This window comes from Defluviicoccus vanus, assembly GCF_014672695.1.
In the GTDB taxonomy this organism is placed as follows: domain Bacteria; phylum Pseudomonadota; class Alphaproteobacteria; order Rhodospirillales; family Defluviicoccaceae; genus Defluviicoccus; species Defluviicoccus vanus.
On sequence record NZ_CP053923.1, the window covers coordinates 1293136 to 1318550 of the forward strand.

The 25415-nt window shown below is 64.2% G+C and carries 20 protein-coding genes, 1 tRNA gene and 5 pseudogenes; 4 read left to right on the top strand and 22 right to left on the bottom strand.

Annotated features, from left to right (window positions below):
• Positions 1 to 225: 225 nt before the first annotated feature.
• Positions 226 to 2094 carry an anti-phage ZorAB system protein ZorA gene (gene zorA, locus HQ394_RS05840; RefSeq protein WP_190262487.1) on the bottom strand — a complete coding sequence of 623 codons (1869 nt, stop codon included), beginning with the start codon at positions 2092 to 2094 and terminating at the stop codon, positions 226 to 228.
• Positions 2095 to 2629: 535 nt separating this feature from the next.
• Between zorA and HQ394_RS05845 the strand changes: the two are divergent.
• Together HQ394_RS05845 and HQ394_RS05850 are read left to right on the top strand one after the other, a co-directional pair.
• Positions 2630 to 3670, top strand: a pseudogene (locus HQ394_RS05845) (IS256 family transposase); the annotation flags it as partial.
• 47 nt (positions 3671 to 3717) lie between these two features.
• Entirely contained in the window at positions 3718 to 4728 is a 1011-nt protein-coding gene (locus HQ394_RS05850; RefSeq protein WP_190262488.1) for an IS110 family RNA-guided transposase, read from the top strand.
• Positions 4729 to 5023: 295 nt separating this feature from the next.
• Here the strand turns inward: HQ394_RS05850 and istB are convergent, their stop codons facing one another.
• Both istB and istA read right to left on the bottom strand, forming a co-directional pair.
• On the bottom strand, positions 5024 to 5956 hold the full coding sequence (gene istB, locus HQ394_RS05855) for an IS21-like element helper ATPase IstB (RefSeq protein ID WP_317628952.1): 933 nt from the start codon (positions 5954 to 5956) through the stop codon (positions 5024 to 5026).
• Positions 5953 to 7454: pseudogene (istA, locus tag HQ394_RS05860) on the bottom strand (IS21 family transposase). The gene istB and the pseudogene istA overlap by 4 nt, the downstream one beginning before the upstream one ends.
• 506 nt (positions 7455 to 7960) lie before the next feature.
• Between istA and HQ394_RS05865 the strand changes: the two are divergent.
• Positions 7961 to 8632, top strand: a complete 672-nt coding sequence (locus tag HQ394_RS05865) for a tyrosine-type recombinase/integrase (RefSeq protein ID WP_456151543.1) — start codon at positions 7961 to 7963, stop codon at positions 8630 to 8632.
• Positions 8633 to 8701: 69 nt separating this feature from the next.
• Here HQ394_RS05865 and HQ394_RS05870 read toward each other — a convergent pair.
• The 9 genes and pseudogenes from HQ394_RS05870 to HQ394_RS05910 form a co-directional block, all read right to left on the bottom strand.
• Positions 8702 to 8777, bottom strand: a tRNA-Arg gene (locus HQ394_RS05870).
• A 99-nt stretch (positions 8778 to 8876) separates the two neighbouring features.
• Positions 8877 to 9044, bottom strand: a complete 168-nt coding sequence (rpmG, locus tag HQ394_RS05875) for a 50S ribosomal protein L33 (protein WP_190262490.1) — start codon at positions 9042 to 9044, stop codon at positions 8877 to 8879.
• A gap of 160 nt (positions 9045 to 9204) precedes the next feature.
• On the bottom strand, positions 9205 to 9624 hold the full coding sequence (locus HQ394_RS05880) for an SUF system Fe-S cluster assembly protein (protein ID WP_190262491.1): 420 nt from the start codon (positions 9622 to 9624) through the stop codon (positions 9205 to 9207).
• Positions 9625 to 9631: 7 nt separating this feature from the next.
• Positions 9632 to 12667: a Fe-S cluster assembly protein SufD gene (sufD, locus tag HQ394_RS20675; RefSeq protein WP_456151489.1), complete on the bottom strand. Its 3036-nt coding sequence runs from the start codon at positions 12665 to 12667 to the stop codon at positions 9632 to 9634.
• Between the two features lie 55 nt (positions 12668 to 12722).
• Positions 12723 to 13474: pseudogene (gene sufC / locus HQ394_RS05890) on the bottom strand (Fe-S cluster assembly ATPase SufC).
• A gap of 48 nt (positions 13475 to 13522) precedes the next feature.
• Positions 13523 to 14983: a Fe-S cluster assembly protein SufB gene (gene sufB, locus HQ394_RS05895; RefSeq protein ID WP_190263145.1), complete on the bottom strand. Its 1461-nt coding sequence runs from the start codon at positions 14981 to 14983 to the stop codon at positions 13523 to 13525.
• Between the two features lie 12 nt (positions 14984 to 14995).
• Positions 14996 to 15502: an SUF system Fe-S cluster assembly regulator gene (locus HQ394_RS05900; protein ID WP_190262493.1), complete on the bottom strand. Its 507-nt coding sequence runs from the start codon at positions 15500 to 15502 to the stop codon at positions 14996 to 14998.
• A 252-nt stretch (positions 15503 to 15754) separates the two neighbouring features.
• Positions 15755 to 16657, bottom strand: a complete 903-nt coding sequence (locus HQ394_RS05905; protein ID WP_190262494.1) for a hypothetical protein — start codon at positions 16655 to 16657, stop codon at positions 15755 to 15757.
• 94 nt (positions 16658 to 16751) lie between these two features.
• On the bottom strand, positions 16752 to 17171 hold the full coding sequence (locus HQ394_RS05910) for an SRPBCC family protein (protein ID WP_190262495.1): 420 nt from the start codon (positions 17169 to 17171) through the stop codon (positions 16752 to 16754).
• A 230-nt stretch (positions 17172 to 17401) separates the two neighbouring features.
• On the opposite strand from HQ394_RS05910, the pseudogene HQ394_RS05915 reads away from it, so the two are divergent.
• Positions 17402 to 17551 (top strand): annotated as a pseudogene (locus HQ394_RS05915) (IS5/IS1182 family transposase); the annotation flags it as partial.
• A 27-nt stretch (positions 17552 to 17578) separates the two neighbouring features.
• On the opposite strand, the gene HQ394_RS05920 reads toward HQ394_RS05915, so the two are convergent.
• From HQ394_RS05920 to nagZ, 10 genes and pseudogenes are all read right to left on the bottom strand, one after another.
• Positions 17579 to 18214, bottom strand: a complete 636-nt coding sequence (locus HQ394_RS05920; protein WP_190262496.1) for a protein-L-isoaspartate(D-aspartate) O-methyltransferase — start codon at positions 18212 to 18214, stop codon at positions 17579 to 17581.
• Positions 18211 to 18990, bottom strand: coding sequence for a 5'/3'-nucleotidase SurE (surE, locus tag HQ394_RS19635; protein ID WP_223292042.1), 780 nt, complete (start codon positions 18988 to 18990; stop codon positions 18211 to 18213). Before surE ends, HQ394_RS05920 begins: the two co-directional genes overlap by 4 nt.
• A gap of 24 nt (positions 18991 to 19014) precedes the next feature.
• A pseudogene (gene serS / locus HQ394_RS19640) lies at positions 19015 to 20262 on the bottom strand (serine--tRNA ligase); the annotation flags it as partial.
• Between the two features lie 101 nt (positions 20263 to 20363).
• Entirely contained in the window at positions 20364 to 21233 is an 870-nt protein-coding gene (tatC, locus tag HQ394_RS05930; RefSeq protein ID WP_317629001.1) for a twin-arginine translocase subunit TatC, read from the bottom strand.
• A gap of 121 nt (positions 21234 to 21354) precedes the next feature.
• The gene (gene tatB / locus HQ394_RS05935) at positions 21355 to 21813 is read right to left on the bottom strand and encodes a Sec-independent protein translocase protein TatB (RefSeq protein WP_190262498.1); all 459 of its coding nucleotides are present in this window, start codon (positions 21811 to 21813) and stop codon (positions 21355 to 21357) included.
• 60 nt (positions 21814 to 21873) lie between these two features.
• Positions 21874 to 22125, bottom strand: a complete 252-nt coding sequence (locus tag HQ394_RS05940; RefSeq protein ID WP_190262499.1) for a twin-arginine translocase TatA/TatE family subunit — start codon at positions 22123 to 22125, stop codon at positions 21874 to 21876.
• Positions 22126 to 22209: 84 nt separating this feature from the next.
• Positions 22210 to 22875, bottom strand: a complete 666-nt coding sequence (gene scpB / locus HQ394_RS05945; protein WP_190262500.1) for an SMC-Scp complex subunit ScpB — start codon at positions 22873 to 22875, stop codon at positions 22210 to 22212.
• Positions 22853 to 23740, bottom strand: a complete 888-nt coding sequence (locus tag HQ394_RS05950) for a segregation and condensation protein A (RefSeq protein WP_456151490.1) — start codon at positions 23738 to 23740, stop codon at positions 22853 to 22855. The genes scpB and HQ394_RS05950 overlap by 23 nt, the downstream gene beginning before the upstream one ends.
• Entirely contained in the window at positions 23698 to 24381 is a 684-nt protein-coding gene (locus HQ394_RS05955) for a site-2 protease family protein (protein ID WP_190262502.1), read from the bottom strand. Before HQ394_RS05955 ends, HQ394_RS05950 begins: the two co-directional genes overlap by 43 nt.
• Complete coding sequence (nagZ, locus tag HQ394_RS05960) at positions 24378 to 25415, bottom strand: beta-N-acetylhexosaminidase (protein WP_223291887.1); 1038 nt, start codon at positions 25413 to 25415, stop codon at positions 24378 to 24380. The genes HQ394_RS05955 and nagZ overlap by 4 nt, the downstream gene beginning before the upstream one ends.

Consider the following 25415-nt stretch of genomic DNA (forward strand, 5'->3'; position numbering starts at 1 on the left):
TCAGATTGTCGAGGATCGCCCGCCGGGTCTCGTAGGCGCCGGTCAGGCGATCCGTCGTCTGCTTGATCTTGGTTTCCTGGTCCTTCAAATTCAGGGCAAAGGCCATCAGGATGATGATGAAGATGAACAGCATGCCGACGAGCATGTCGGTCATCGAGACGAAGTAGCTTTCCTCCTCGCCGTGCGCCTCGGCGACGGAAGCTGGCGCTGAGTGCCGCATCGCCGTCACACCCTTCCCGCAGCCGGCAGCCTGACGCGGGATCGCTCGCCGTCAGTGCCGGCGCCGGCCGGTCGGGGCGGTATCGGAGTGCCGTCCCCGAATACTTCGCTCAGCTCGTCGATCGCGCGGCCGAATTGAATGATAGCGTTTCCCAACTTCTCGTCTATTTGGTTAACGAACTCGCCGATGCGGCGCTGGTAGGCGTCCGCACCCTCAGCCAGCCCCCGCACCACCTTGCCAAGTTGTTCATCGGCATTCTCAAACCGCCGGCTGTACTCCGCCCAGACCTCGTTGTTTCGCTTGACCGACTGGTCCAGCGTCGTCGCCAGCTCTGATATTCGTCGCTCGGTCTGGGTGAACGTCTGACCAGCCTGCTCGATGGTCCTGCCGGCAGCCGTGAAGCGGCTGGCGATATCGGCGATCGGCGTGCCGGCCCCGCGCATCTGCTCGGCCGCACGTTCCAGCTGAACCGCCAGCGCCTGCAGGCGGCCGATCGACTCGTTGAACCGGGTCACGTGGGTATTGAGGCGACCGTCGAGCGCCTGCAGCGCGTCGTTGAGCGCAACCAGGGTCGCGCCGACCGGCTGGACCGCCGTCGACAGGCTCTCCGAGGCGTGGCGCACTGTCTCCGAAAGCTGCCCACCTGCCTGCGCCACCCCCTGGTTCAGGGCTGCACTGGCCTGCTGCAGGCTCGCGGCGACCGCGGACGAGGTAGTCTCGGCGTCGCCACGCACCCGCTCGCCCGCTTCGCGCAGCACCGTCTCGATCCGTTCGGTCACGACGGCGAGGCGGTCGGACATCGACTGCATCGCCTGCCCGAGACCGGTTTCAAGCGCGCCCGCCGCCTGCTCGATCCGATTGCCGAACGAGGCGCCGTTCGAACTCATCCCCGCCGAGACGTTGTCGAGGGTCTCGCGGACGCTGCTGAGTGCGGCGATCACATTGGTGAGCTCGGTGCCAGTGGACTGGCTGAGATTTCTCTGAAACTCGCCGACCATCTGGACGATGGCGTCCTGGTTCTGGCTCCCGAAGTTGCCCGAAAGGCCTTCGACCGCGGAGACCACCGGCTTGACCGCATTCGACAGCGACGCGGCGAGCGTCGCGCTGAGCTTATGGTCGAGGGCGTTGGCGAGTTCGACGGCGAAGTCGGTGTTGAACCGCTCCAGCTGCACGGTCTGCCGTTTCAGTTCCTCCTGCTGCAGTATCCCGATCACTTCGGGGGTTATGAAGTGCAGTCTTGCTTCGAGGGCGCTGTTGAGCCGGTCGAACGCCACCTGCAGGTTGCGCGCCAGACTTTTGAAATAGAGTGCGAGCCCTATCGAGGCGGCTACGCCCGCGATCGAGGTCAGGAACTTGAAGGTGGCTGCTTTCAGCAGTCCTTCCAACGCGTGCTGCGCCTCCGCCACATTCGGGCTCGTTACGCCCTGGGCGGAGAAATGCAGCGCCGAGACGAGACCGATGAAGGTAAACAGCAACCCAAGACCGACGAAGATATTCGGCAGCGAGAGATAGAAGGACAGCGGCAACCCTGCTTCCGTTGCGGCGTGCAAGTTGAAGTATGCGTGCGGTCGAACCGTGTTACGGATTGGTCCTGGAGAGTCGGGAACGATGAGCGTTTCTTCGAACTCTGCCCACGCATGTCTCAGTTTCGTCTGATTGCCAATGAACGCTCGCAGCGCTTCGTAGTGAACATAGAATTCCCTTGGATCATCGGAAGACGTCTTCACTTTCCGGGTGGATTGCCCCAACGTTCGGTGCCAGGGCAGCCAGCAGCGTAGTAAAAACAAGAGGGCGAAGACGACCGCAAGGACGAGGAGCCCCACCGCCAGCCCGATGGCGACGTGCTCGTCGCGAAACAATTCGAAAGCTGGCACCACAATTCGAAAGCTGGCACCAGGGCTCGCTGAATCCAGTCGGTCAGCAGCCAGAGTGGTTGCAGAACTTGGTCGAGAACCACAGTCCCCCTCCCCGCCACAATCCCAAAGAGGACCCTATCCGAGTTTACTGGCGTGCTCAACAGAAATGCGGCAGGACTATGGCGGAACCGCTCCCGAAAGCGGGTATATGGTGGTATCGCGTCTGTGCGTGCTCCTTGCTCTTCATTGAGCGGACCGCTCGCCGCAAGACCGGATGCGCTGCCCGCGTGACCAATGACGTGATCGAGGTCGCTCTGGAGGAGCTTAATGAGCATCGGTGATGTCCGAGGTGTAGAAAACTGAGAGCCGACGCCGAAACGTCGTTTATGACCCAGATCGATTACCCGTTGAGCTGCCCTTTAGTGAAAGAGAGGGGCGAGCACTGGACGCGGTGCCGTCGGGGAAGTGGTTGGAATTTGAGGGTGGCGTAATCTCCGGCTTGTTCAAACAGCCAGTACCGGTGTTGGAGCGCCGGGGAGATCACGCCATGACGATGGATAGCACGACGACGCTGGACGACGGGACGCTGTTTCTCGGGGAGGCTTGGTCCGACCCGATCGAAGCGGGGATCAGGGATCGGATCCGGGGCTTCATCGAACAGCTGATCGAGGAGGAGTTGGCCGCCGCGCTGGGACGAGGACGGTATCACCGGCATCGGCGCGGCGATGGTGAAGCCGGCTCGGCCGACGGCCGGCCAGCCGCCGACTGAAAGAGCCGGGTCCTGCCGCGCTACGCCCGGATGACGAAGCAGGTGGAAGCGCTGATCGCCGGCACCTACCTCGCCGGCACCAATACCCGTCGCGTGCGCCGGGCGTTGGCGGCGTTGTTCAAGGGGGCGATCGGCAAGGACGCAGTCAGCCGCATCTGGCGGACGGTGAAGACGGATTGGGAAGCCTGGTCGAAGCGTCCCCTCGCCGCGGAGGACATCGTCCGGCTGATTCTCGACGGCACCGTCGTGCGTGTCCGGCTCGACAAGAAGGCGACGTCGATCTCGCTGCTGGTCGTCCTCGGCGTCCGCCGCGACGGCGAGAAGGTGCTGCTGGCGGTGAAGAACATGGGTGGCGAGAGCGAGGCCGCCTGGCGAGCGCTGCTCGACGACCTGGTCGCCCGAGGCCTGAAGACACCGGAGTTCCTGATCGTCGACGGCGCTGCCGGCCTGGAAAAGGCGCTGGCGGCGCTGTGGCCGGAGGTGCCGACCCGGCGCTGCACCGTCCATAAGCACCGCAACCTGCTCGCCCACGCCCCCGACCAGCTGCACGAAGAGGTTTCCGCCGATTACACCGACATGATCTACGCCGCGACGCCGAAGGAGGTCGAGGAACGGCGCAAGGCTTTCCTGCGCAAGTGGCGGCTGAAGTGCCGGACGGTCGCCGACAGCTTGGAGGAAGCCGGCGACCGGCTGTTCACCTTCACCCGCCTGCCCTCCGCCCAGTGGCGCTCGGCGCGCACCAGCAATGCCGTCGAACGGCTGCACGAGGAGTTCAAGCGCCGCTCTGTTAACGGCGGAGCAATTCCGTTGGGGTGGACGGCCCCGCGGCATCTGGTGCCAAGGTTCGCTGTCGAAGTGAACAGGAGCCGTCCATGACCGAGCTTACCCGCATTGCGATCGACACGTCCAAGTCCGTCTTCACCCTGCATGGCACGGATGCCGACGGGCGGGCGGTGCTGCGACGCAATCTGCGCCGCCAGGACATGGTGCCATTCTTCGCGCGCCGACCGCCGATGGAGGTGGTGCTGGAGGCCTGCGGCGGCTCGCATCACTGGGGCCGTGTGCTGGCTGGGCTCGGCCACACGGTGCGGTTGATCCCGCCGCAATACGTCAAACCCTTCGTCAAGCGCGGCAAGAACGATCGCAACGATGCCGAGGCGATCAGCGAAGCCGCGGCCCGGCCGGAGATGCGCGAGGTCGCGGTCAAGTCGGCGAGGCAGCAGGCCAACGCGATGCTGCTGTCGGTGCGCGAGCTCCTGGTGCGCCAACGCACGCAGCTGGTCAACGCGCTGCGCGGACACGCGGCCGAGTTCGGTCATGTCGGCCGCCTTGGCCGCCAAGGCGTGGCAAAGCTGCTGGCCGACGTCGCCGAGGACGCGGAGCTGCCGACGCCGGCGAAGGACGCATTGGCGTTGCTGGGCGCCGAGATCGGTCGGCTGGATGCGCGGCTGGCCGAGGTCGACGCCCGGCTGGTGGCGCAACACAAACAGACGCCAACCAGCCAGATGCTGGCGGAGGTGCCGGGGATCGGGCCGATCGGCGCGCTGAGCCTGGTGCTGCGGGTCGACTTCAGCCAGTTCAAGTCGGGGCGGCATTTCGCCTCCTGGCTGGGGCTGACTCCGCGCGAGCATTCCACCGGCGGCAAGACGCGGCTGGGCGGGATCAGCCGCGCCGGCGATGAGCGGTTGCGCCAGCTGCTGGTGCTGGGAGCAACCGCGGTGATCAGGCAGGCCAAGCCGGGAAGAGCCTCGGCTTGGCTCATCGCTTTGCTGGCAAGGCGGCCGCGCAAGCTCGCGGCGGTCGCCCTGGCCAACAAGATGGCGCGCATCGTCTGGGCGATGATGACGCGCGGCGAGGCGTATCGCCAGCCGGCCACCGCCTGACCACTCTTTGATGCCAAGGGTGCAGGGCTGAGGAAGAGAGATGCTGATCGGTCGAGCCGACGATCCACAGAACCCGGGTAGCCCGGTGGCCATCAAGGCCGCTAATCCGTTTGGGCGTGGATCGCGGAACCCATCTGGGCCAGCGGACATCGTGCCGCGCAAAACAGGCCGGACACACGACTGCCATCGCACCAGATCAGATTTTCTCCCCCTCACCCCTTGCACCCAGGGGGCCGTCCACACACGGGCCACGGTGTCGGAGTCAAAGCAGGCCATTTGGGCGAGAGCGGTGCAATCACGGCAAGGGGCCCGATCGGGCCCCTTGCCGTGCGTCGGCTTTGCCTCGGGGATCAGGGCTTGCTGGTTTCGCCGGTCTCGGGATCGACGGTCTCGGCGGTGGTCTGGTTTTGCTCCGCCCGATCGGCTGCGGTGGGGGACGACGACGTCCGGCGGATTGCTTCAACCGGTAGCTGTCGCCGTTCATGGTGAGGATATGGACGTGGTGGGTCAGGCGGTCGAGCAGCGCGCCGGTGAGCCGTTCCGATCCCAGCACCGAGGTCCAGTCCTCGAACGGCAGATTGGAGGTGACGAGGGTCGAGCCGCGCTCGTAGCGCTGGGAGAACACCTCGAACAGAAGTTCCGCCCCGGTCGGCGACAGCGGCAGGTAACCGAGTTCGTCGACGATGAGCAACATCACCGACTGGAGATCGCGTTGCAGCTTCAGCAAGCGGCGCTCGTCACGCGCCTCCATCAACTGGTGCACGAGGGCGGCTGCGGTGGTGAAGGCGACGGTGAACCCCTTCTGGCAGGCGGCAAGAGCGAGGGCGAGCCCGACATGGGTCTTGCCGGTGCCACTGTTGCCGAGCGCGATGACGTTCTCCCGGCGCAGGATGAACTCGCAGCGGGCCAGCTCGAGCACCAGCATCTTGTTGAGGCTGGGAATCGCGGTGAAGTCGAAGGTGTCGAGGCTTTTGACCGCCGGGAAGCGTGCTGCCTTGATCCGCCGCTCGACCATTCGGCGTTCTCGGTCGATCAGTGCGAGTTCCACCAGGCGCAGCAGATAGCGGGGATGATCGACGCCGTCGCGTGCGCATTCGCGGGCGATCTTGTCGTATTCCCGCAGAACGGTCGGCAGCTTCAACTGCTTGAGGTGATGCGCCAGCAGAACCTGCGGTGTGCCGCTTGTCGTTCCCGCCGGCATCGCATCAGCGCCCGCCTTGCCGGTCATGCCGTTGTCCCGGGAACGAGAACGGCGTAGTCAGCCGCCGCCGTCATCCTGACGTCCATTTTCGGCAGATGTGGATAGGCCGTCAGGTCGAGCCGGGCCGGCCGCCGCTCGACGCGCGCCAGAGCAATCTGCTTGACCGCATCAAAGCCGATGACGCCGAGCCGGATCGCTTCGCTGACCGCGCTCGCCACCATCTCCATCGGGATCTTGCCTCCATCAGCCGCAGCACCTGGATGAACTCCCGCCTGCCGCGGTTGCCCATGCGCGCCTCGAGGAGATGGCGCAGGTGCTGGAACGCCTCCGGCAGATCCCAGTCTTTCAGCGCCGCCGCCTGGTCGAGGGCATTCGGCTTCGTCTCGATCAGCGCCAGATAGTGCAGCGGCTCGAATACGAAGGTGCCCGTGCCATAGCAGCGACGATGCCGGGCGATCGCCTCGCCGGCACAAAGGATCACCACCTCGTCGACGAAGCCCTTCACCACAACATCCCGGAAGCCGTATGCCGTCGGTACCGAGTAGTCGTTGCCGCGGTAGCGGACCAGGGCGGTCGATGAGACACGGGCCGCCCGCTTCTCGCTCGGCTCCAATGGCACCGCCGGCAAATCCCGGAAGGCTTCGAGGTCGGCGACGAGACGCTCGCCGATGGTTTCGCCGTGGCGACCGGCGCGTTCGCCTCGTCGCTGCCGGCAGCGCTCTTCCAGCATGGCATTGAGATCGTCGAAGCTTGCCGCCTGGGGGATCGGCGTCAGGAAGTTCGATCGAGCATACTTCACCAGCCCCTCGACCTTGCCCTTGTCGTTGCCCTTGCCGGGACGGCCGAAGCGATCCTGGAACAGGTAATGGCTCTGCAGTTCCGTAAAGGCCCGGGTGCGCTCCCGCCTGCCGTCGCCGCAGATCTTCGCCACCGCGAGCGTCGTGTTGTCGTAAAGCACCGACAACGGCACGCCGCCAAAGAAGGCGAATGCCGACACATGCCCGTCGAGGAAGGCTTCCGTCGTCTCCGCCGGATAGGCCTTCACGAAAGGAGTATCCGATTGCGGCAGGTCCATGCAGAAGAAGTGGATCTTCTGCCGGACGCCGCCGATCACGCCGATCGCCTCGCCAAAGTCGACCTGCGCATGACCGGACGGATGAGCCAGCGGCACGAAGGTCTCCCGCAATCTCCCCCGAGCAACCCGGACGTAGTCCCTCACCACCGTCAGACCGCCGGCATAACCGTGCTCGTCGCGCAGTCGCTCGAAGATCCGCTTGGCCGAATGCCGCTGCTTCGAAGGCGCCGTCCCGTCAGCCTCCAAAATGGCGTCGATCACCGGCAGCAGCACCCCGAGCTTCGGCTTCTTCACCGGCTTCGTTCGCGTGTAGCCGGGCGGCAACGAGAACCGGCACATCTTCGAAACCGTCTCACGGCTCAGCCCGAACACCCGGGCCGCCTCACGCCGGCTGTTGCCCTCGATGAAAACGAAATGCCGAACGGCGGCGTAGACTTCCACGGCAAACATCCCCGGCCGCCCCCCACAAAAAAGAGACCGCCTAACCACTGGCCGGATTTTACTCCGGCGCGGCCGCACCAATCACCGCCGCTACGTGGCCTAATTTGTCACCGCCATACACACCAATGGATAGCGTGCGGGTCCGCTACCTCGTCTGCAAGAAACGGAAGGGCGGAAACCGCCACTACTGGCAGCCCTGGACAGCGCTCCGAGCAATGGGCTTTCAACCACGCCGACTATCCGACGATTTTCAGCAAGCGATCATCGAAGCACAGGAACTCAACAGGCAACTGGATGCGATTCGGGAAGGCAGGGACCCATACGCAATTCAGCCAGAAACAGTGCCATGGCTGATTAGGCTCTACCGTAGTGACGAGCGCTTCTTGCGCCTCGCCGAGTCGACAAAAGTCGGCTACGAGCACTGCTTGAAAGCGATAGAAGCGTGGTCAGAGCGGGCGAACCATCCTCCGATCGCGACGATCGAGCGGAAGTATGTCAAAATGTTCTATCGCTCGATGCGGGCGACCCCGTCCACAGCAAATGCTGTCCTGCGTGTCCTCCGGCTGCTACTGCAGTTTGCGGTCGATGAAGGATATCTCGGTACGAACCCGGCGGCGAAACCCGGACTGAATTCTCGACCACCGCGTCAGGCGGTCTGGACTGATGATCAGATCGCAGGCTTTATTGCGATAGCAGGCCGCCTACAGCGTGACTCGATTGCGCTCGGCGTTCTCCTGGGTGTCAATCTGGGTCAGCGTCAGGGCGATATCCTCCGATTGACGTGGTCGCAGTACGATGGATCGACCTTTAGGTTGACGCAAAGCAAGACCGGCGTCTTGCTATCAGTGCCAGTGACCTCCGACCTTCGCATCGCTCTCGACCGAACGCCCCGCCGGTCGCCCACCGTCCTCGTTTGCGAGACAACCAATCGGCCTTATCAGAAGAGCCATTTCCAGCACGAGTTTCGTCGATCGCGAAAGAGNGCCGGTCTGGACGGCCTTCAGTTCCTCGATCTCCGTCGATCAGCAGTGGTGCGACTGGCTGAAGCTGGTTGCACGGTGCCGGAGATTTCGGCGATTACCGGCCACCAGCTCGATCGGACCGCCCGCATCCTGGAAACGTATTTGCCACGCACCGCGCCGTTGGCGCGATCTGCGATCCGCAAGTTGGAGTTGCACAGAAAGTGAACGCACTTGGACGAGTAGCTCGAAACCAGCCCAAAAACTTGGACGACTTTTTGCTAAGTCATTGAAAAATGGCGCGCCCGAGAGGACTCGAACCCCTAACCTTCTGATCCGTAGTCAGATGCTCTATCCATTGAGCTACGGGCGCTTCGTCGATCGGCAATCTCCGGCCGTAGCCGGTAGTCCAGACAAGCATAGCCGCGGAACGTCGTCAACGGCCTCGCCAACGCGGCTGCGGCGGTGCCGGCTATTTGATCTTCGCTTCCTTGAAGGCCACGTGCTTACGCACGACCGGGTCGTATTTACGGAACTCAAGCTTTTCGGTCTTGGTCCGCGGATTCTTCTTGGCAACGTAGAAGAAGCCGGTTCCCGCTGAACTCACCAGCCTGATCAGTACGGTCGTCGGCTTCGCCATCGCGCAGGATCCTAATCTGATGGGCCGTCGGCGACGGCCTTGGCAAGGGGCGTGAAAATACTCACCCAGGCGCCTGTGTCAAGCATGGGCGTGCAAGAGCCGTCCATGCAATGGCGCACTGTGGCGCAAGTCCGGTTCCGCCGGGGCGAGGGCCACCGCCTCAAAAGTAGTCGAGGGCGAGCCGCGCGTCCTCGGACATGCGATCCGCCGTCCAGCGCGGCTCCCAGACCAGACGCACCAGAACCTCGCCGACGCCATCGACCTGGGCCGCCGTATCGGCCACGGTGCACGGCATTTCACCGGCAACCGGGCAAGCGGGGGCCGTCAGCGTCATGTCGATGTTGACCGTCCCGTCGTCCGCAACCTCAAGGGCGTAGATCAACCCAAGGTCGTAGATGTTGACCGGAATTTCCGGATCGTAGACGGTTCGCAGCGCCTCGACGATCGTCTCGGCGGTGGCCGGCGTGGTACCGGCCGGCAGTGGCGAGCCCGCGCGCGCCACCTGATCCGCGCTGGCATCGTCTTCGTCCAGGATAGCGTCGGGTACTGCTGCCCCGACAAACGGCTCGAATCCCATCATCGCCCCTTTACCCTTCCGTCGACGCTTCATCCTGGCCGTGCAATGCCGCATTCATCGCATGCCAAGCGAGCGTTGCGCATTTGACCCGCACCGGAAACTGGCGCACGCCGGATAACACCTCAAGCCGCTCGGCCTCGTCGGGATCGATGCCGGTTTCCGCGGCGATGGATACGTCCTCTTCCGTGCACATGCGGTGGAACGCCTCGTACAGCTTGTCCACCTCATCTCGCGTCTTGTCGCGCACGATCTCGGTCATCAGCGACGCCGACGCCATGGAAATGGCGCATCCCTTGCCGACAAAGGACACGTCGGCAATCTTGTCCTCGCCTTCGAGGGTGAGNNGAACACCGTCAACGCGTCGCCGCACATGGGATTGCGNCCCATGGGCGTGGCAGGTAGGGTGCTCCGGCCGGCGAAAATTGCGAGGCGAGCGGCCGTGATCGAGAATGACTTCCTGATAGAGCTGCTGCAGATCTTCCAGCATCANAGCGAATACCTTCCGTACGAACGCCAGCGCATCGATCAGTGCATCCACGTCGGCGCGTGTGTTGTAAAGGGCGAAGGAGGCTCGGACGGTGGCCGCCACATCCAGCCGGTCCATCAGCGGCTGCGCACAGTGATGACCAGCGCGCACCGCGATCCCCGCCTGATCGAGAATCGTCCCCACATCATGCGGGTGGACCGCATCGAGGGTGAACGAAATCACCGCTGTCTTCGGCAGGGCGGTGCCGTAAATGCGCAGGCCCGCGACCTCGGTGAGCCGTTCGCTGGCGTAGCTGAGCAGGTCGTGTTCATGCGCGCCGATTCGCAGCAGGGAGAGCGCCGAGACATAGTCGATGGCGGCGGCAAGGCCGATGGCTTCGACGATCGCCGGCGTGCCGGCCTCGAAGCGATGCGGCGGCCGCTTGAACGTCGTCCGCTCGAAGGTAACCGACTGGATCATATCGCCGCCACCCTGGTAGGGCGGCATCCGCTCCAGCAGCGACATCTTGCCGTAGAGCACGCCGATGCCGGTGGGCCCATACAGCTTGTGGCCGGAGAAGACGTAGAAGTCGGCGTCCATCGCCCGCACGTCCACCCGCTGGTGCTGCACTCCCTGGCAGCCATCCACCAGCACCTGGGCACCACAGGCATGCGCCTCGCTGATGATCTCGTCGATCGGCGTCATCACGCCCAGGGCGTTCGACACTTGGGTGATCGCCACCAGTTTGGTACGCGGCGACAGCAGCTGGCGGTAGACGTCCATGCGCAGCCGGCCGTCGTCGTCGATGGGGATCACCTTGATGACGATCCCCTTCTCGTCGCGCAGCAACTGCCAGGGCACGATATTCGCGTGGTGTTCCAGCTGGGAGAGGATGATCTCGTCGCCGGCGGCAAGCGCGGTGCGGCCGTAGGTCGCCGCAACCAGATTGATCGCTTCCGTGGCGCCGCGCACGAAGACGATTTCATCGCTGCTGCCGGCGTTGATGAACTCCGCCACCGTCTGCCGTGCGCCTTCGAAGGCATCCGTCGAGCGCTGGCTCAACAGGTGCACGCCGCGATGGACATTGGCGTAATAGGTCTCGTACGCCGTCTGCATCGCCTGCAGCACCTGTCGCGGCTTCTGCGTCGAGGCAGCGCTGTCGAGATAGACGAGCGGCCGGCCATGCACCGTCTCGCCGAGGATCGGAAAGTCGCTACGGACGCGGCCAACGTCGAACCAGTCCGGCTCGTTGCGTCGCTCGTTCGGCGTGATGCTCAGGGCAACGCTCATGGCTGGCTGTGCCTCATGCTCGGTGCGGACCGNTTCCTGCAGTGCGATGCGAATGTCCTCAAGGGAGACTTCCTGCAAGGCCTCGGCGAGGAACCCGTCCACCAGCAACTGGCGGGCCACCTCCTCCGGCAAACCACGCGAGCGCAGATAGAACAGTGCCCGCTGGTCGAGCGAACCGGTGGCTGCGCCATGGCTGCACTTGACGTTATCGGCGTAGATCTCCAGGGCCGGCTTCTGGTCGATTTCGGCCTCGTCGGAGAGCAGGAGCGCCTTGCTCAGCTGATGCCCGTCCGCCCNGTCAGCCTCCCGCGTCACCAGGACCCGCCCTTGGAAGACCGCATGCGCCTTGTCATCGATGACGCCGCGGTACACCTGTCGGCTCTTCGTCTGCGGCGCCCGATGCTCCACCCAGGTGGTGTTGTCACAGACGTCGTCGCCATCGGCATGGTACGCACTGCCCAGGGTGCATGCCGCCTTGCGGCCGTTGAGCATGATCTGCGACTCCAGGCGACTGAACCCGTGCCCGGTGAGCAGCGAGAAACCCTCGTAACTGGCAATGGCGTCGACGTTCACCGCCGTAGTGAGGGCGTTGATCGCGCCACTGGCGCAATCCACCAGGCGATAGTGATGCAGGGCGGCCCCCGCCTGCAGATCTGCCTGCAGCACTGCGTTGGCGAAATAGCCGCTGCCGGGCAGGCTCACGTGCTGCTCGATCAGCACCACCCGGCTGCCCTCGCCCACCTGGATGCAGTGGCGGGGAGCAAAGGCGACCGGCGTTTCGCCGCCACCGATGAAGATCGCCTCGATCCAGACCGTATCGAGCACCTCCGGTTCGGCGACGATGACCAGACCATCCTCGAACAGAGCGGTATTGAGCGCCACCATCGGCAAGGCGGCGAGCGGCTGCATCGCCTGCAGGCTCTGCTCGATCACCGCGGTGTGCTGACCACGCCGAAACGCGGCAGCGAGCGACTGCACCGCCACGCCGACAGTGCCCTGCTGCATCTGTGACAGGTCGGCGCGAAAGGCGCCGTTGACAAACACCAGCCGCATCGGCGAGACCGCGGGTGAGGCCAGCATCTCCGGCACCGTCGCCGGCAGGCCGCTGTCCGCCGCGGTCACCAGCCGGAAATCGGCGTCGCGCAGTCGCCGCAGATCGGTATAGCGCCAGCTCTCGTCCCGCTTCGTCGGCAAGCCGTGGGCAAGGAACGACGCGCGCGCCTGCTCGCGCAACGGCCCAAGGCCGGCTAGGGTGTGGCCGGTGCCGTTGACCGGAGCGACGGACAACAAGGCGAATCGGATCGCTGCCAGTCAGGTTGGTCGATACTGTCCCCATCGTCAACGCTCAGGCCGCCGCGTGGCGCAGATCGGTGTAGCCGGTCTGCTCCAGCTCCAGCGCCAGCTCCTTGCCGCCGGAGCGGATGATCCGCCCACNNCGGCCAGGACGTGCACAAAGTCGGGGACGATGTAGTCGAGCAACCGCTGATAGTGGGTGATCACCAGCAACGCCCGCTGGGCGGAGCGGAGCGCGTTAACACCATCGGCGACGGTGCGCAGCGCATCGATGTCGAGGCCGCTGTCGGTTTCGTCGAGAATGGCGAAGCACGGTTCGAGAAGCGCCATCTGCAGCACCTCGTTGCGCTTCTTCTCGCCGCCAGAGAAGCCGGCGTTCACCGGCCGCTTCAGCAGGTCTTCACCGACGTTGAGGCTCTTGGCCTTTTCCCGGGCAAACTTGACGAATTGCAGTGCATCGAGGTCCGACTGGCCGCGCCGCCGCCGCAGTGCGTTCACTGCCTCACGCAGGAAGGTGGTGTTGGTCACCCNCGGAATTTCCACCGGGTACTGGAAGGCGAGAAAAACGCCGAGACCCGCCCGCTCTTCCGGCGGCAGACCGAGGATATCGGTGCCATTCAGGGTGACCGAGCCCCGGGTGACCTTGTAGCCCTCACGCCCGGCGAGAACATACGACAGGGTGCTCTTGCCGGAGCCATTAGGCCCCATGATCGCGTGCACTTGTCCGGCCTCAATAGTGAGATTGACGCCGCGAAGGATCTCGCGCCCTTCGATGGTCGCGTGCAGGTCCTTGATTTCAATCATTTATTCGATCCGTTACTGCGGTGTTGAGGGGCGCCAGGGAGCAAGTGATCAACCGACACTCCCTTCAAGACTGAGACCGAGCAGCTTTTGCGCTTCGACGGCGAATTCCATCGGCAACTGCTGCAGCACCTCGCGGCAGAAGCCATTGACCACCAGCGCCACTGCCTCCTCCTGATCAAGGCCGCGCTGGCGGCAATAAAACAGCTGATCGTCGCCGATCTTCGACGTGGTCGCCTCGTGCTCCACCGTCGCCGAGCGATTGCGGCACTCGATATAAGGCACGGTGTGGGCACTGCAGTTGCTGCCGATCAGCAGCGAGTCGCACTGGGTGTAGTTACGCGCGTCGCTGGCACGTGCCGCCACCCGCACCAGACCGCGGTAGGTCTGCGCGCCGTGGCCGGCGGAAATGCCCTTGGAGATGATCTTCGAGCGGGTGTTGCGCCCCAGGTGGATCATCTTGGTACCGGTGTCGGCCTGCTGATAGTTGTTGGTGATGGCGACCGAGAAGAACTCGCCGATGGAGTTATCACCCTGCAGGATACAGCTGGGGTACTTCCAGGTGATCGCCGAGCCGGTCTCCACCTGCGTCCACGAGATCTTCGAATTGCGGCCACGACAGATGCCGCGCTTGGTGACGAAGTTGTAGATACCGCCACGTCCGTTTTCGTCGCCGGGATACCAGTTCTGCACCGTCGAGCTNNACTTTATTTCCGCATCGTCGAGGGCAACCAGTTCGACCACCGCCGCATGCAGCTGGTTTTCGTCGCGCATCGGCGCGGTGCAGCCCTCGAGATAGCTGACGTAGGCCCCTCGGTCGGCGATGATCAGCGTCCGCTCGAACTGGCCGGTCTTGGCGGTGTTGATGCGAAAATAGGTGGAGAGCTCCATCGGGCATCGCACCCCCTCGGGAACGTAAACGAACGACCCGTCAGTGAAGGCAGCCGAATTGAGCGTTGCGTGCTTGTTGTCCGTGTAGGGAACGACACTGCCGAGATACTTCCGGATCAGCTCCGGATGGGTCTTCACCGCCTCCGAAATCGAACAGAAGATAACCCCGTATTCCTTCAGCTTTTCCTTGAAGGTGGTGGCCACCGAAACGCTATCGAACACCGCATCGACGGCGACGCCGGCGAGAATCTGCTGCTCGTGCAACGGCACGCCCAGGCGCTCGTAAGTGCGGCGCAATTCCGGGTCGACCTCGTCCATGCTCTGCAGCTTCGGCTTGGCCTTCGGCGCGGCGTAATAGTAGGCGTCCTGGTAGTCGATGGGCGGAAACGTGACGTTGGCCCACTTCGGTTCGGCCATGCCGAGCCAGTGGCGGAACGCCTTCAGCCGCCATGCCAGCAGCCATTCCGGCTCGTCCTTCTTCGCTGAAATAAAGCGAATAATGTCTTCGTTCAGCCCCTTCGGCGCCGTCTCCATCTCGATGTCGGTGACGAAGCCGTGTTTGTATTTTGTATCGACGATGTCGCGAACGCTGTCTGCGCCGGCGGTCGGGGTTCCGTCCATATTGCTCATCCCTTATTCAATCGTTGCCCGCGCATGAGCCACTTCATCGTTTTCTGTCACCGGCTCGCTACCGTCACTCCGCTCCGGAACATTCCAGGCAGAGAAAGGCCCCGGCAGCGGAAACAGCAGATTGGCCACGGTCAGATTCTCCAACGTGTTGCGTACCGCTCGGTTGATCGTCCCCCACGCGTAGCGTGACGGGCAGAGCAACTCGAGTTCGCAGATGGATGATCCAGCCTCAAGGCACTGGGTCAACGCGATCGGACCATCGACGACGCCGATAATGTCGGCAACGGAGATCTCTTGCGCATCCCGTGCCAACCGGAACCCGCCCCGCGCCCCGCGCACCGCCTGCAGCAGGCCGCCGCGGGCAAATGTCGACAAAAGCTTGCTCACCGTCGGCAGCGGAATGCCGGTGGTTTCGGCCAGCGACTGGGCGCTGCGCACCGGGTCCTTGGAACCGGCGATATGGGTCATCAGCACGACCCCGTAGTCGGCGAAGCGGGTAAGCTTGAGCATAAGCCATCCAATTCGGATCACATTAGTCGTATATAAGAATACTCGGGAAGAGCGCCCTGTCAACTGTAGCATGCGTGCGGTTATCGCCCCACGGCTGTGCTGTGGTAGCAGTCACGGCGTTGCGGCCCGCCGACAGGATTGATCATGGATCAGTAGCGCGGGCCGACCCGGCAGCCGTCAGCGACCGCCGGGAAGGGACTGCGGCACCGCGCCCTAAGGGCGCGACTGTGTCGATCCGAGGTGCGTGGGTCGCTAAGCGGCGAGCGGCAGCGTCCGCTCCAGCACCTGCAGGGCGTCGTGGCGCACGTGGTTCTGCCGCATCTCCTCACGCAGCATGGCTTCGGAGATAATCCCCTTGTCTACGCACTCGCGCAGCAACCCGAAGAAGAACCGCTCCTGGTTCGGATCGGGATGGCGGGCGTAATGGCCGAGGAAGGTGTAGTCGCCGAACAACCGCCGCCGCACCCGGTGCAACCAACCGAGCATCGGCACGCCCGCCGACTTTTCCGGCGGCAGGAAATCGACCGGCAGCCCGGTCTTCCATGGCTGGGTGCGCCGCTTGGTGTTGTGCAGCATCTTCGTCGCCGGCGTCAGCTTGTCGAAGTCGTTCCACTCGTTCTCGAACAGCTTGATGGTGCTGCGATCTTCATAGAACAACCCAATCCACTTGGCGTAGTCGCGCTTGAATTCGAACAGCTCGTTGAACTGTTGCTCGCAGTGCCAGTGCGTCAACTTGGCACAGTCCAGCAGCATGACGCTGGTAGCAAGCACGCCCTGCTTTTCTTTGTGGCCGGAACGCGGACGACACATGATCGCCGCCCCGCCCATGTCACGTGACAGCAGGTCCCACACGTCGCCGACGGCGAAAACGTCCGGGTCTACGACGATGGCGCGGCCCTGGTAGCCCATCAATTCCGGCGGCATGAACCGCAGCGTGGTAAACGACTGCAGGTCCTCGAAGTGCCAGCGTCGGGTCACCCCGTCGCGCAGGTATTCCTGATCCTCGCGCGCGCGGAGAAAGGGGTAGTCGCGAGTTTGAATAATCCGAATATCGAAAGCGTCCGGCTGAGCCGAATTGCGGCGCATCGAATACTCGGAGACAAGGGCCCCAACGATCTGCTTGTGGTTGGTGTGGATAAAAACGATCGGCTTCACGTCTGATCTTCCGCATCCATTAGCGATATACCCGTAAAGTAATTAGCAGATAGGTTGGTGCTTCGCAAGTCGCGGTCCCGTGAACGGGTCGGCCTCAAGCCGACGCATTCCGCACAAGGCCTTGTACCGCCTCAAGGCCAGCGGTGTAGAACTCGTGCAGCAGCGCGGCCAGATCATCTTCCGGAACGCCCTGCACTTCGAATTCGGTGGACCACTCCACACGGGCGCCATCAGCAAAAGGCTCGACGCGTATGGTCGACCGGTAGCGCGACAGCGGCAACGGCGACTCGATAATGACATAAGTGTAGCTGCGTGCGGCGCGATCGAAGTGCTCCAGCCGCTCGGTGAACTCCATGCCGTCGTCCAGCCGTACCCGGCGCAGCAGGCCATCGCCGGCAACGTCGCTGGCCACCACCGCCGGATGCCAGGCCGGCAGCGTGTTCCAGCCGCCGACGATCTCCCAGACCGCATCGGCCGCCGCCGGCAATTGTTTGCTCACTGTAACGTTGGCCATGATCGGTTGCTCCTTCCCCGGTTCGAACCGGCGCCACGCGTCAGAGCCCGGCCGAAAAAGAGATTAGTGATTTCCGTAGGTTGTGATTCTGCCCGGTTCCCAGCAGGTGGGGAGTCACGAAGATGCCCCAGACTGAAATCACTCAGCCGAAGTATCGGCGGGACGGATTGAAGTATGCAAGCGTTACGACGAATGAAGAATGGGCGGTGATCGCCCCGTTCATCCCGGCCCCCGACCGCTGGGTCTTCGAGCGCACCTTCGCCTGGCTTAATCGCAACCGCCGCCTCGCCAAGGACGTCGATGCCTCCATTGCCAGTGCCGAATGCTGGAGCATGATCGCCAGCGTCAAGCTCCTCTCACGACGCTTGGCAAAAGCCTAACAACCTATGCGATTTTGAATTAGACACTTAGAGACCGGGTTCGGCGATAAGCGGGACAAAGCGAATTTCTCCCATGTCATCGGTGTCAAAGCCGTCGACCGTCCGGCGGACCCGCCATAACCGCTGCTGACCACCACCATCATCAATCGGCAGAACCATCAACCCGCCAATGGCCAGTTGGTTCCCAAGAAGTGGCGGGACATCGTTTGCGGCAGCGGTGATGACAATGCGCTCGAAGGGTGCCTGTTCCGGCCAGCCGAACGTTCCGTCGCCAACCTTGGTCGTAATGTTGTGCAAGCCCAGGCGGGCAAACCGCTGCTCGGCTTCCTTCTGCAGATCCCGATAGCGTTCAATGCTGTAGACGCGGCGGCAGAGCCGCGAGAGCACCGCGGCGTGATAGCCGGAGCCGGTGCCGATCTCGAGCACCTTCATCCGCTCGCCCACGTCGAGCGCCTGCGTCATCATCCCGACGACGATCGGCGCACTCAGCGTCTGGTGACAGCCGATGGGCAGCGCGGTGTTTTCGTAGGCCTTGTCCTGAAAGTGGTGCGGCACGAAGAGATCGCGAGGAATCCGCTCGATCGCCCCGCAGACGCGGGTGTCGGTCACCCCGGCACGGCGCAGCGCCATGACCAAACGGATCGTGCGTGCATCCATGCTCACCCAAGCAGACCCTTCAACTGTGTCATTGTCGGATCATCGGTGAGATCGAGCGAGAACGGCGTGATCGACACCGCTCCCCGGTGCACCGCCTCCAGATCGGTGCCTAGTAGGCCGCGATCTTCGTCCCGGCCGCCGCCAATCCAGAAATAGGGATGCCCGCGCGGATCGACCCNCTCCACCATCGACCCGCCGATCTTGTGGCGTCCCTGCCGCGTCACTTCGATCCCGCTCACCTCGCCGTTGGCAACCGCCGGCAGGTTGACGTTCAGCAGCACCCCGCGACGCCAGGCGAACCCCTGCAGCCGCAGCAGCACCTCCGCCGCCCAGCGTTCCGCCGTCGGCCACAGCACTTCGCCGGTGCTCTCGTAGGCGAGGCTGAAGGCGATGGACGGAATACCGAGCAGCGCTCCTTCCATCGCCGCCGCGACCGTCCCGGAATAGGTGGCATCTTCGCCCAGGTTCCCGCCGCGGTTGACACCGGAGAGGATCAGATCGGGAGGGCTATCCTTGAGCAGCTGGTGCACCGCCAGCAGTACGCAATCGGTGGGCGTGCCATCGACAGCAAAACGTCGACGGCCACGCTGGCGCAGATACAGCGGCCGACGCATCGTCAACGAGTGCCCGGCGGCACTCTGTTCGGTCTCCGGCGCCACCACCCAAACCTCCTTCGCCAGTCGGCGGGCGACGCGTTCGAGCACCCGCAGCCCGATCGCCTGAATGCCGTCGTCGTTGGCGATCAGCACCCGGGCGTTGGCGAGATCAAGCGGCTGATGCAGCATCGGCGGCAATGACCGACATTCCCCCATGTACGGGAGCAGCGCGTCGGGCACGCGGACGGAGCCGTCCTGCTGCTGATAGTTTTCAAGCACCGCGATCAGTGTCCGGCCCACCGCCAGAGCGGAGCCGTTGAGGGTATGGACGAAGCGGCTTCCCTTCTCCCCTTTTCGCCGGCAGCGGGCACGCATCCGCCGCGCCTGGAAATCGCCACAGTTGGAGCAGCTGGAAATCTCCCGGTAGCGCCCCTGGCCCGGCAGCCAGACCTCAATGTCGTAGGTCTTGCGGGCGGAGAACCCCATGTCGCCAGTGCAGAGGACAACTACGCGATATGGCAATCCCAGCCGTCGCAGCACCTCTTCGGCGCAGCCGGTCATCCGCTCGTGCTCGGCTGCCGCCTGTTCCGGCGCGGCGATGCTGACCAGTTCCACCTTGGTGAACTGGTGCTGGCGGATCATCCCGCGGGTATCCTTGCCCGCCGCCCCCGCCTCGGCGCGAAAGCACCAAGTCATCGCCGTCATCCTAAGCGGCAACGAAGCTTCGTCGACGATCTCATCGGCAACGAGGTTGGTCAGTGGCACCTCGGCGGTGGGGATCAGCCAGCGGCCGTCGGTGGTGCGAAAGAGATCGTCGGCAAATTTGGGCAACTGGCCGGTGCCGAAAGCCACCTCGTCGCGGACCATTGCCGGCGGGTTGACCTCGGTATAGCCGAAGCTACCGGTGTGCAGGTCGAGCATGAACGCCGCAAGGGCACGCTCCAGACGGGCGAGCGCACCGGTCAGGACGACGAAACGGGCGCCGGACAGCTTCGCCGCGCGATCGAAGTCCATCAGCCGCAGCCGCTCACCGAGTTCGAAGTGCTCCAGCGGCGGAAAGGCGAACGCCGGCGTCTCACCCCACTGGCGGAGGACCACGTTGCCGCTCTCACCATCGCCATCAGGCACATCGTCGAGGGGGATATTCGGAATCAGCGCCAGGGCGCGATCCAGACTGGCCTCGGCCGTCTTAGCCGCTTCGGCCGCCGCCGCCTCGGCTTCCTTCGACCGCGCAACCTCGGCCATCTGCGCGCTGGCGTCCTCGCCGCGCGACTTGCGCTGGCCGATCTCCTTCGACAGCGCATTGCGCCGCGCCTGGATGTCCTGCACCAGGGTTATCGCCTCACGACGATCCCGATCGAGCGCAGCAAGACTGGCCGCCACCGGAGGCTGACGCCGCCGCTGCAGTGCCCGATCCAGATCGTCCGGATTCTCCCGAACCCACTTTATATCCAGCATGAACCTGCCAACCGCCCTGTACCCGCGGCTGGGGGTAACCGATGCCACCCGAGCGGTCAAGGATTGCCGCGCTAACCGAAGCAGACACCGTCCTACCGATGCTAAGCGGTATCTCCCGGGCCACCTGGGGCCGGACCCGGCGGTGAATCCGCGTTGAGCGGCCCGTCTGTCCCGTCCTCAGCCTGTTCAGCGTCCGTTGCGTCAACCACTCGTTGGCGTTCGATCCAACGAACGGCAAGAATCGAAAGCTCGTAAAGCACAATCATCGGGATCGCGAGGCTGGTCTGGCTGAGTACATCGGGCGGTGTCAGCACGGCTGCGAGCACGAATGCCGCGACGATCGCATACCGCCTCTTCTGCCGCATATCCTGTGCGGTGATAATGCCCGCCCGACCGAGCAGCGTCAGCACCACCGGCATCTGGAAACACAGTCCGAAAGCGAAGATCAGCTGCATCACCAGCGCCAGATACTGATCGACCTTTGCCTCGAGCTGAATCGGCAAGCCGTTGCCGTCCTTCGGTACTTCAAAGCCGAGGAAAAACCGCCAGGCCAGCGGAAACACCACGTAATAGGCGAAGGCGCCGCCGATAAAAAACAGCACCGGGGTGGCGATCAGAAAGGGCAGGAATGCCTTACGCTCGTTTTTGTACAGGCCGGGTGCGACGAACTTCCAGATCTGCACCGCGATGACCGGAAAGGCGATGAACATGGCGGTGAAGAACGCGACCTTCATATAGGTAAAGAAGGCCTCGTGCAGTCCGGTGAAGATCATCCGCCGGTCGGTATCGCCATGCGCACTCAACGCGTCGCCGAGCGGCCGGGCGAGAAAGGCATAAATGTCGGCAGCGAACACGTAGCAGACGATGAACAGCAGCAGCACCGCCACGACGCAATAAAGCAGTCGCCGCCGCAGCTCGACGAGATGCTCGGTCAGCGGCATGTGGAAGTTGTCGACCTCGTCGTCGGCCACGGCAGCGTATCCTCGTTGGCAGATGAAGCGTGGTGGTCCTTGGTGCGCCCCTGAGCAGTGCCGGGCTTCCCCGCGAAGCGGGCAGCGACAGCGGCCGAAGCAACCTACGCCTTGGTTTCGGTCACGCCCGCGGGCGACGGGCTACCGGCCGGCGCCGCCTCGTCGGGGGAGGTTGTACCGACGCGGATCCACCCGACGTCGCACTCCCCGGCCCCGTCGTCGTTTCCCTGGCGCTGGCAGCGGTGGGTGATCGCGGTGCTGGATGATGCAGCCCGTCTTCCCGGTCAATTTCGTCAACGCCGCGCAGGTCGTCGCGGAGTCGCCCGGTCGGATCGACCATGGAGGTAAATTCGTCCTTGATGTTGAAATCTTTCGCCTGCTGCATCTTGCGCCGCAATTCGTCCAGTTCCGCCTCGCGCATAACCTCGGAAACGGTGTGCTGAAATTCGCGACTCAAACCGCGCACCTTCGAAAACAGGCGCGCCGCCGTGCGCATGGCGACCGGCATATCCTTCGGGCCGATGACAATCAGCGCCACGACGCCAATGAGCAGGAGCTCTTGCCAGCCGATATCGAACATGGGGCGTCCGTCGGTCAGGCCTTGCCCGGCAAATCGCGCCGGCAGGGCCGCTCCCGTCGCTCAGGAGCGAGCAGCACGGTCGTGTGTATTGTTGGTTTCACCAACGCGCGGTGTTTCCGACGACAGGATCTTCGGTTCACCCGGCGCCTTGGCCGGCTCTTCGAAGGCATCGTCTTCGCGCATACTTTTCTTAAACGCTTTCAGGCCTTTGCCGAAGTCTCCCATCAGTTGGGACACCTTTCCCCGGCCGCCAAACAGAAGCACGACAATCGCCAGTACGATTAACCAGTGCCAGATACTGAAGCTGCCCATGAGACCTGTCTTCCGTTGTTATTCCCGCTCGAGCCGCGCGGATCATGGCAGAAAGGGAGCGTCGCTTCAACGCGACCCGGCGGATCACGCCTCGTCGATGCGGTCGCCGTCGCGGCCGGCGTTCTCCGGATCGTCGCTATCGACGAGGCGATCGGCCTCGTTCTCGTCCGCTGTGTCAACCGGCCGCAGCGGTACCACCGTCGCCGAGATGGCCGCATCGAGGAATCCCGCCTTCTTCAGATCGTCGATGCCGGGAAGATCGGCAAGGCGCTCAAGCCCGAAATGCCGCAGAAAACCGTCGGTCGTGCCCCAGGTGAGCGGTCGTCCGGGACTCTCCCGCCGCCCTTTCGGCGCGATCCAGCCCTGTTCGATCAGCACATCGAGGGTGCCCTTGCTGACCTGGACGCCGCGGATGTCCTCGATCTCGGCCCGGGTCACCGGCTGGTGATAGGCGAGAATGGCGAGGGTTTCCATCGCCGCGCGTGACAGTTTGCGCTCGACGCGGCGCTCGCCGCCCAGTTGCTCCGCAAGATCGGGCGCGGTGGCGAAAGCCCAGGTCTCGCCCGCGCGAACGAGGTTGACACCGCGGCCGGCGTACTGCGCCTGCAGCAGGGCCAGCAGTCCCTGCAGGTTGGCACCGGCCGGCAGTTGCGCCGTCAGATCCTGGCGCGTCAGCGGCTCGACGGCGGCGAACAGGATCGCTTCGAGCAGGCGAAGATGCTCGCTCTCAATCGGTGTCTGTACTGCCATCACCCGTACCTCGCGCCAGGAGTGCGATCGGACCGAAGGGCCGGCTTTGCCGCACTTCCACCACACCCTGCTTCGCCAGTTCGAGCGTGGCAACGAAGGTACTGGCCACGGCCGAGCGTGCCCACAGCTGTCCCGTCCGCAAGCCTTCGGTGGCCCCGTCCGGCAGGTAACGGGTGAGGTACTCCCACCCGGGGACCGAACCCAGCATGCTGCCGATGCGGGCGAGCGCATCCTCGACGCTGAACAGATCGAGTGGACGCACCTGCCAGGCGACCGAACGTTCCTGCCGACGCAGGCTAGCGGCNNCGTAGGCGGTGAGCAGGTCAAACAGGCTCGCCTTGAACTCGGTGCGCACGACGGGAGCGAGGCGCTCGCGACGGCCACGTGGGAACACATCCCGCCCCAGCTGCGGGCGCGCCATCAGCCGGTCGGCCGCGGTGCGGATCGCTTCCAGGTGGCGCAGCCGCAGCGCCAAAGCCTCCGCCATCGCCTCTGCCGCCGGTTCATCCGCCCGCGGCGGCACCGGCAGCAACAGCCGCGACTTCAGGAACGCCAGCCACGCCGCCATGACCAGGTATTCCGCCGCCACCTGCAGGTTGGCGCGGCGCACCTCGACGATATAGGCCAGATACTGGTCAGCGAGGGCAAGGATGGAGATTTGCCGCAGATCAAGCTTCTGGTCGCGCGCCAAGGCGAGCAGCAGGTCAAGCGGCCCTTCGAAGCCCTCCAGGTCAACGATAAAGGTCGCACCCTCGGTGAGCAGCCCGTCCGACGCCTCGTCGGCGTCGGTGGATTGGTCGGTGACGTTGGCCGGATCGGCGCTCATTGCACACCGGCAAGATCGAGGAGGTGCGTGCTGAGCCATTGTGCCGGCTGAATCACCAGCCAACCGAAGACATCGAAGTTCATCCCCAGTTGCCGGCCGACGAGCGGCAGCAGGAACAGGATGCCAACGACGATCAGGAAGCCATAGCGCTCCAGTCGCGCCAGCCGCATCGCCAGCGGCCGCGGCAGGATCCCCACCGCCACCCGGCCGCCATCGAGCGGCGGCAGTGGCAGCATATTGAAAACCGCCAGCACCACATTGAAAAAGACGGCATAGGCGAGATTGACGCCCAGCCATTGCCCGAATGCCCCGGGCGCCTGATCCGCCAGCCGGATCAGGAATGCCGCCGCCAGCGCCAGGGCGAGATTGATCCCCGGCCCAGCACCGGCAACCAGCACCATGTCGCGTCGGGGACGGTGCAGCCGGCCGAAGTTCACCGGCACCGGCTTGGCGTAGCCGAACATGGCGTGGCCCTGGGTAATGAGCAGCAGTGCTGCCGGCAGGATGATGGTGCCGAAGAGGTCAATGTGACGCAGCGGGTTGAAGGTGACGCGACCCAGCCGGTAGGCGGTATCGTCGCCGAGACGCCAAGCGACCCAGCCATGCGCCGCCTCATGAAAGGTGATCGCGACGATCACCGGCAGGGCCAGAACTGAGATCTGATACAGGATTTCGTTCATGCGGCGACCGTTGGCTGCGCCATCAACAGCCCGTTCAGCCGCTGCAGCGCCGCCTCCCGGTCGAAGGGCTCCGGGGTATGCACCATCGCCTGCGACACCGCAAGCCGCTGCTGCTGCTGTGGTTGCAGGCGATCGCAGGCGTCCGCCACCTGGCGCATCTCGGCAAGATTACCGTTGCAGTGCAGGACCAGGTCGCAGCCGGCGACGAATGCTGCCGTTGCCCGCTCGCCGGGCGAGCCGGACAGCGCCGACATGCAGAGATCGTCGGAGATCAGCACCCCGGAAANACCGATCGCGCCGCGAATGATCTCGTTGATAACCGTCGCTGAGGTGGTGGCACAGGCGTGCGGATCGAAGGCGGTGTAGACCACATGCGCCGTCATCGCCCACGGCATCCGGGCCAGCGCTGCGAACGGCGCCAGATCGGCGGCAAGCGCCTCGCGCGTAGCATTGACCACCGGCAATTCCAGGTGGCTATCGGCGGTCGCCCGACCATGGCCGGGGATATGCTTGATGATCGGCGTCACGCCGCCTGCGAGGAATCCGGAACAGCTGGCTTGGCCGAGCAGCGCGATCAACTCCGCATCATCGGCGAACGCCCGATCGCCAATGATCGGGTCTGCATCGGCGCTCGGCAGGTCCAGTACCGGCGCGCAGTCGTGGGTGATGCCGAGGTCGGCCAAATCGGCGGCGATCAGCCGCGCATTCAGCCATGCGGCGGTGAGGCCGGCAACCTCGTCAGCCCGCGCCAGTTCGCCGAACCGCCGTGCCGGCGGTGCTGCCCGCCAGCGCGGNNGCGGCTTCAGGCGCTGAACTCTTCCCCNCTCCTGATCGATAAGGATCGGCGTATCGGCGCGGCCGGTGGTCGCCGTCAAGGCACTGACGAGGGCACGGATCTGTTCCGGCGTGTCGCAATTTCGGGCAAACAGGATAAAGCCGAGCGGGTCTGCCTCGGTGAAGAACCGTCTCTCCTCGCCGCTCAGTTCGAACCCAGCGAGGCCGAAGATAACGCGGCGCGGCGCGGCGGCAACCAC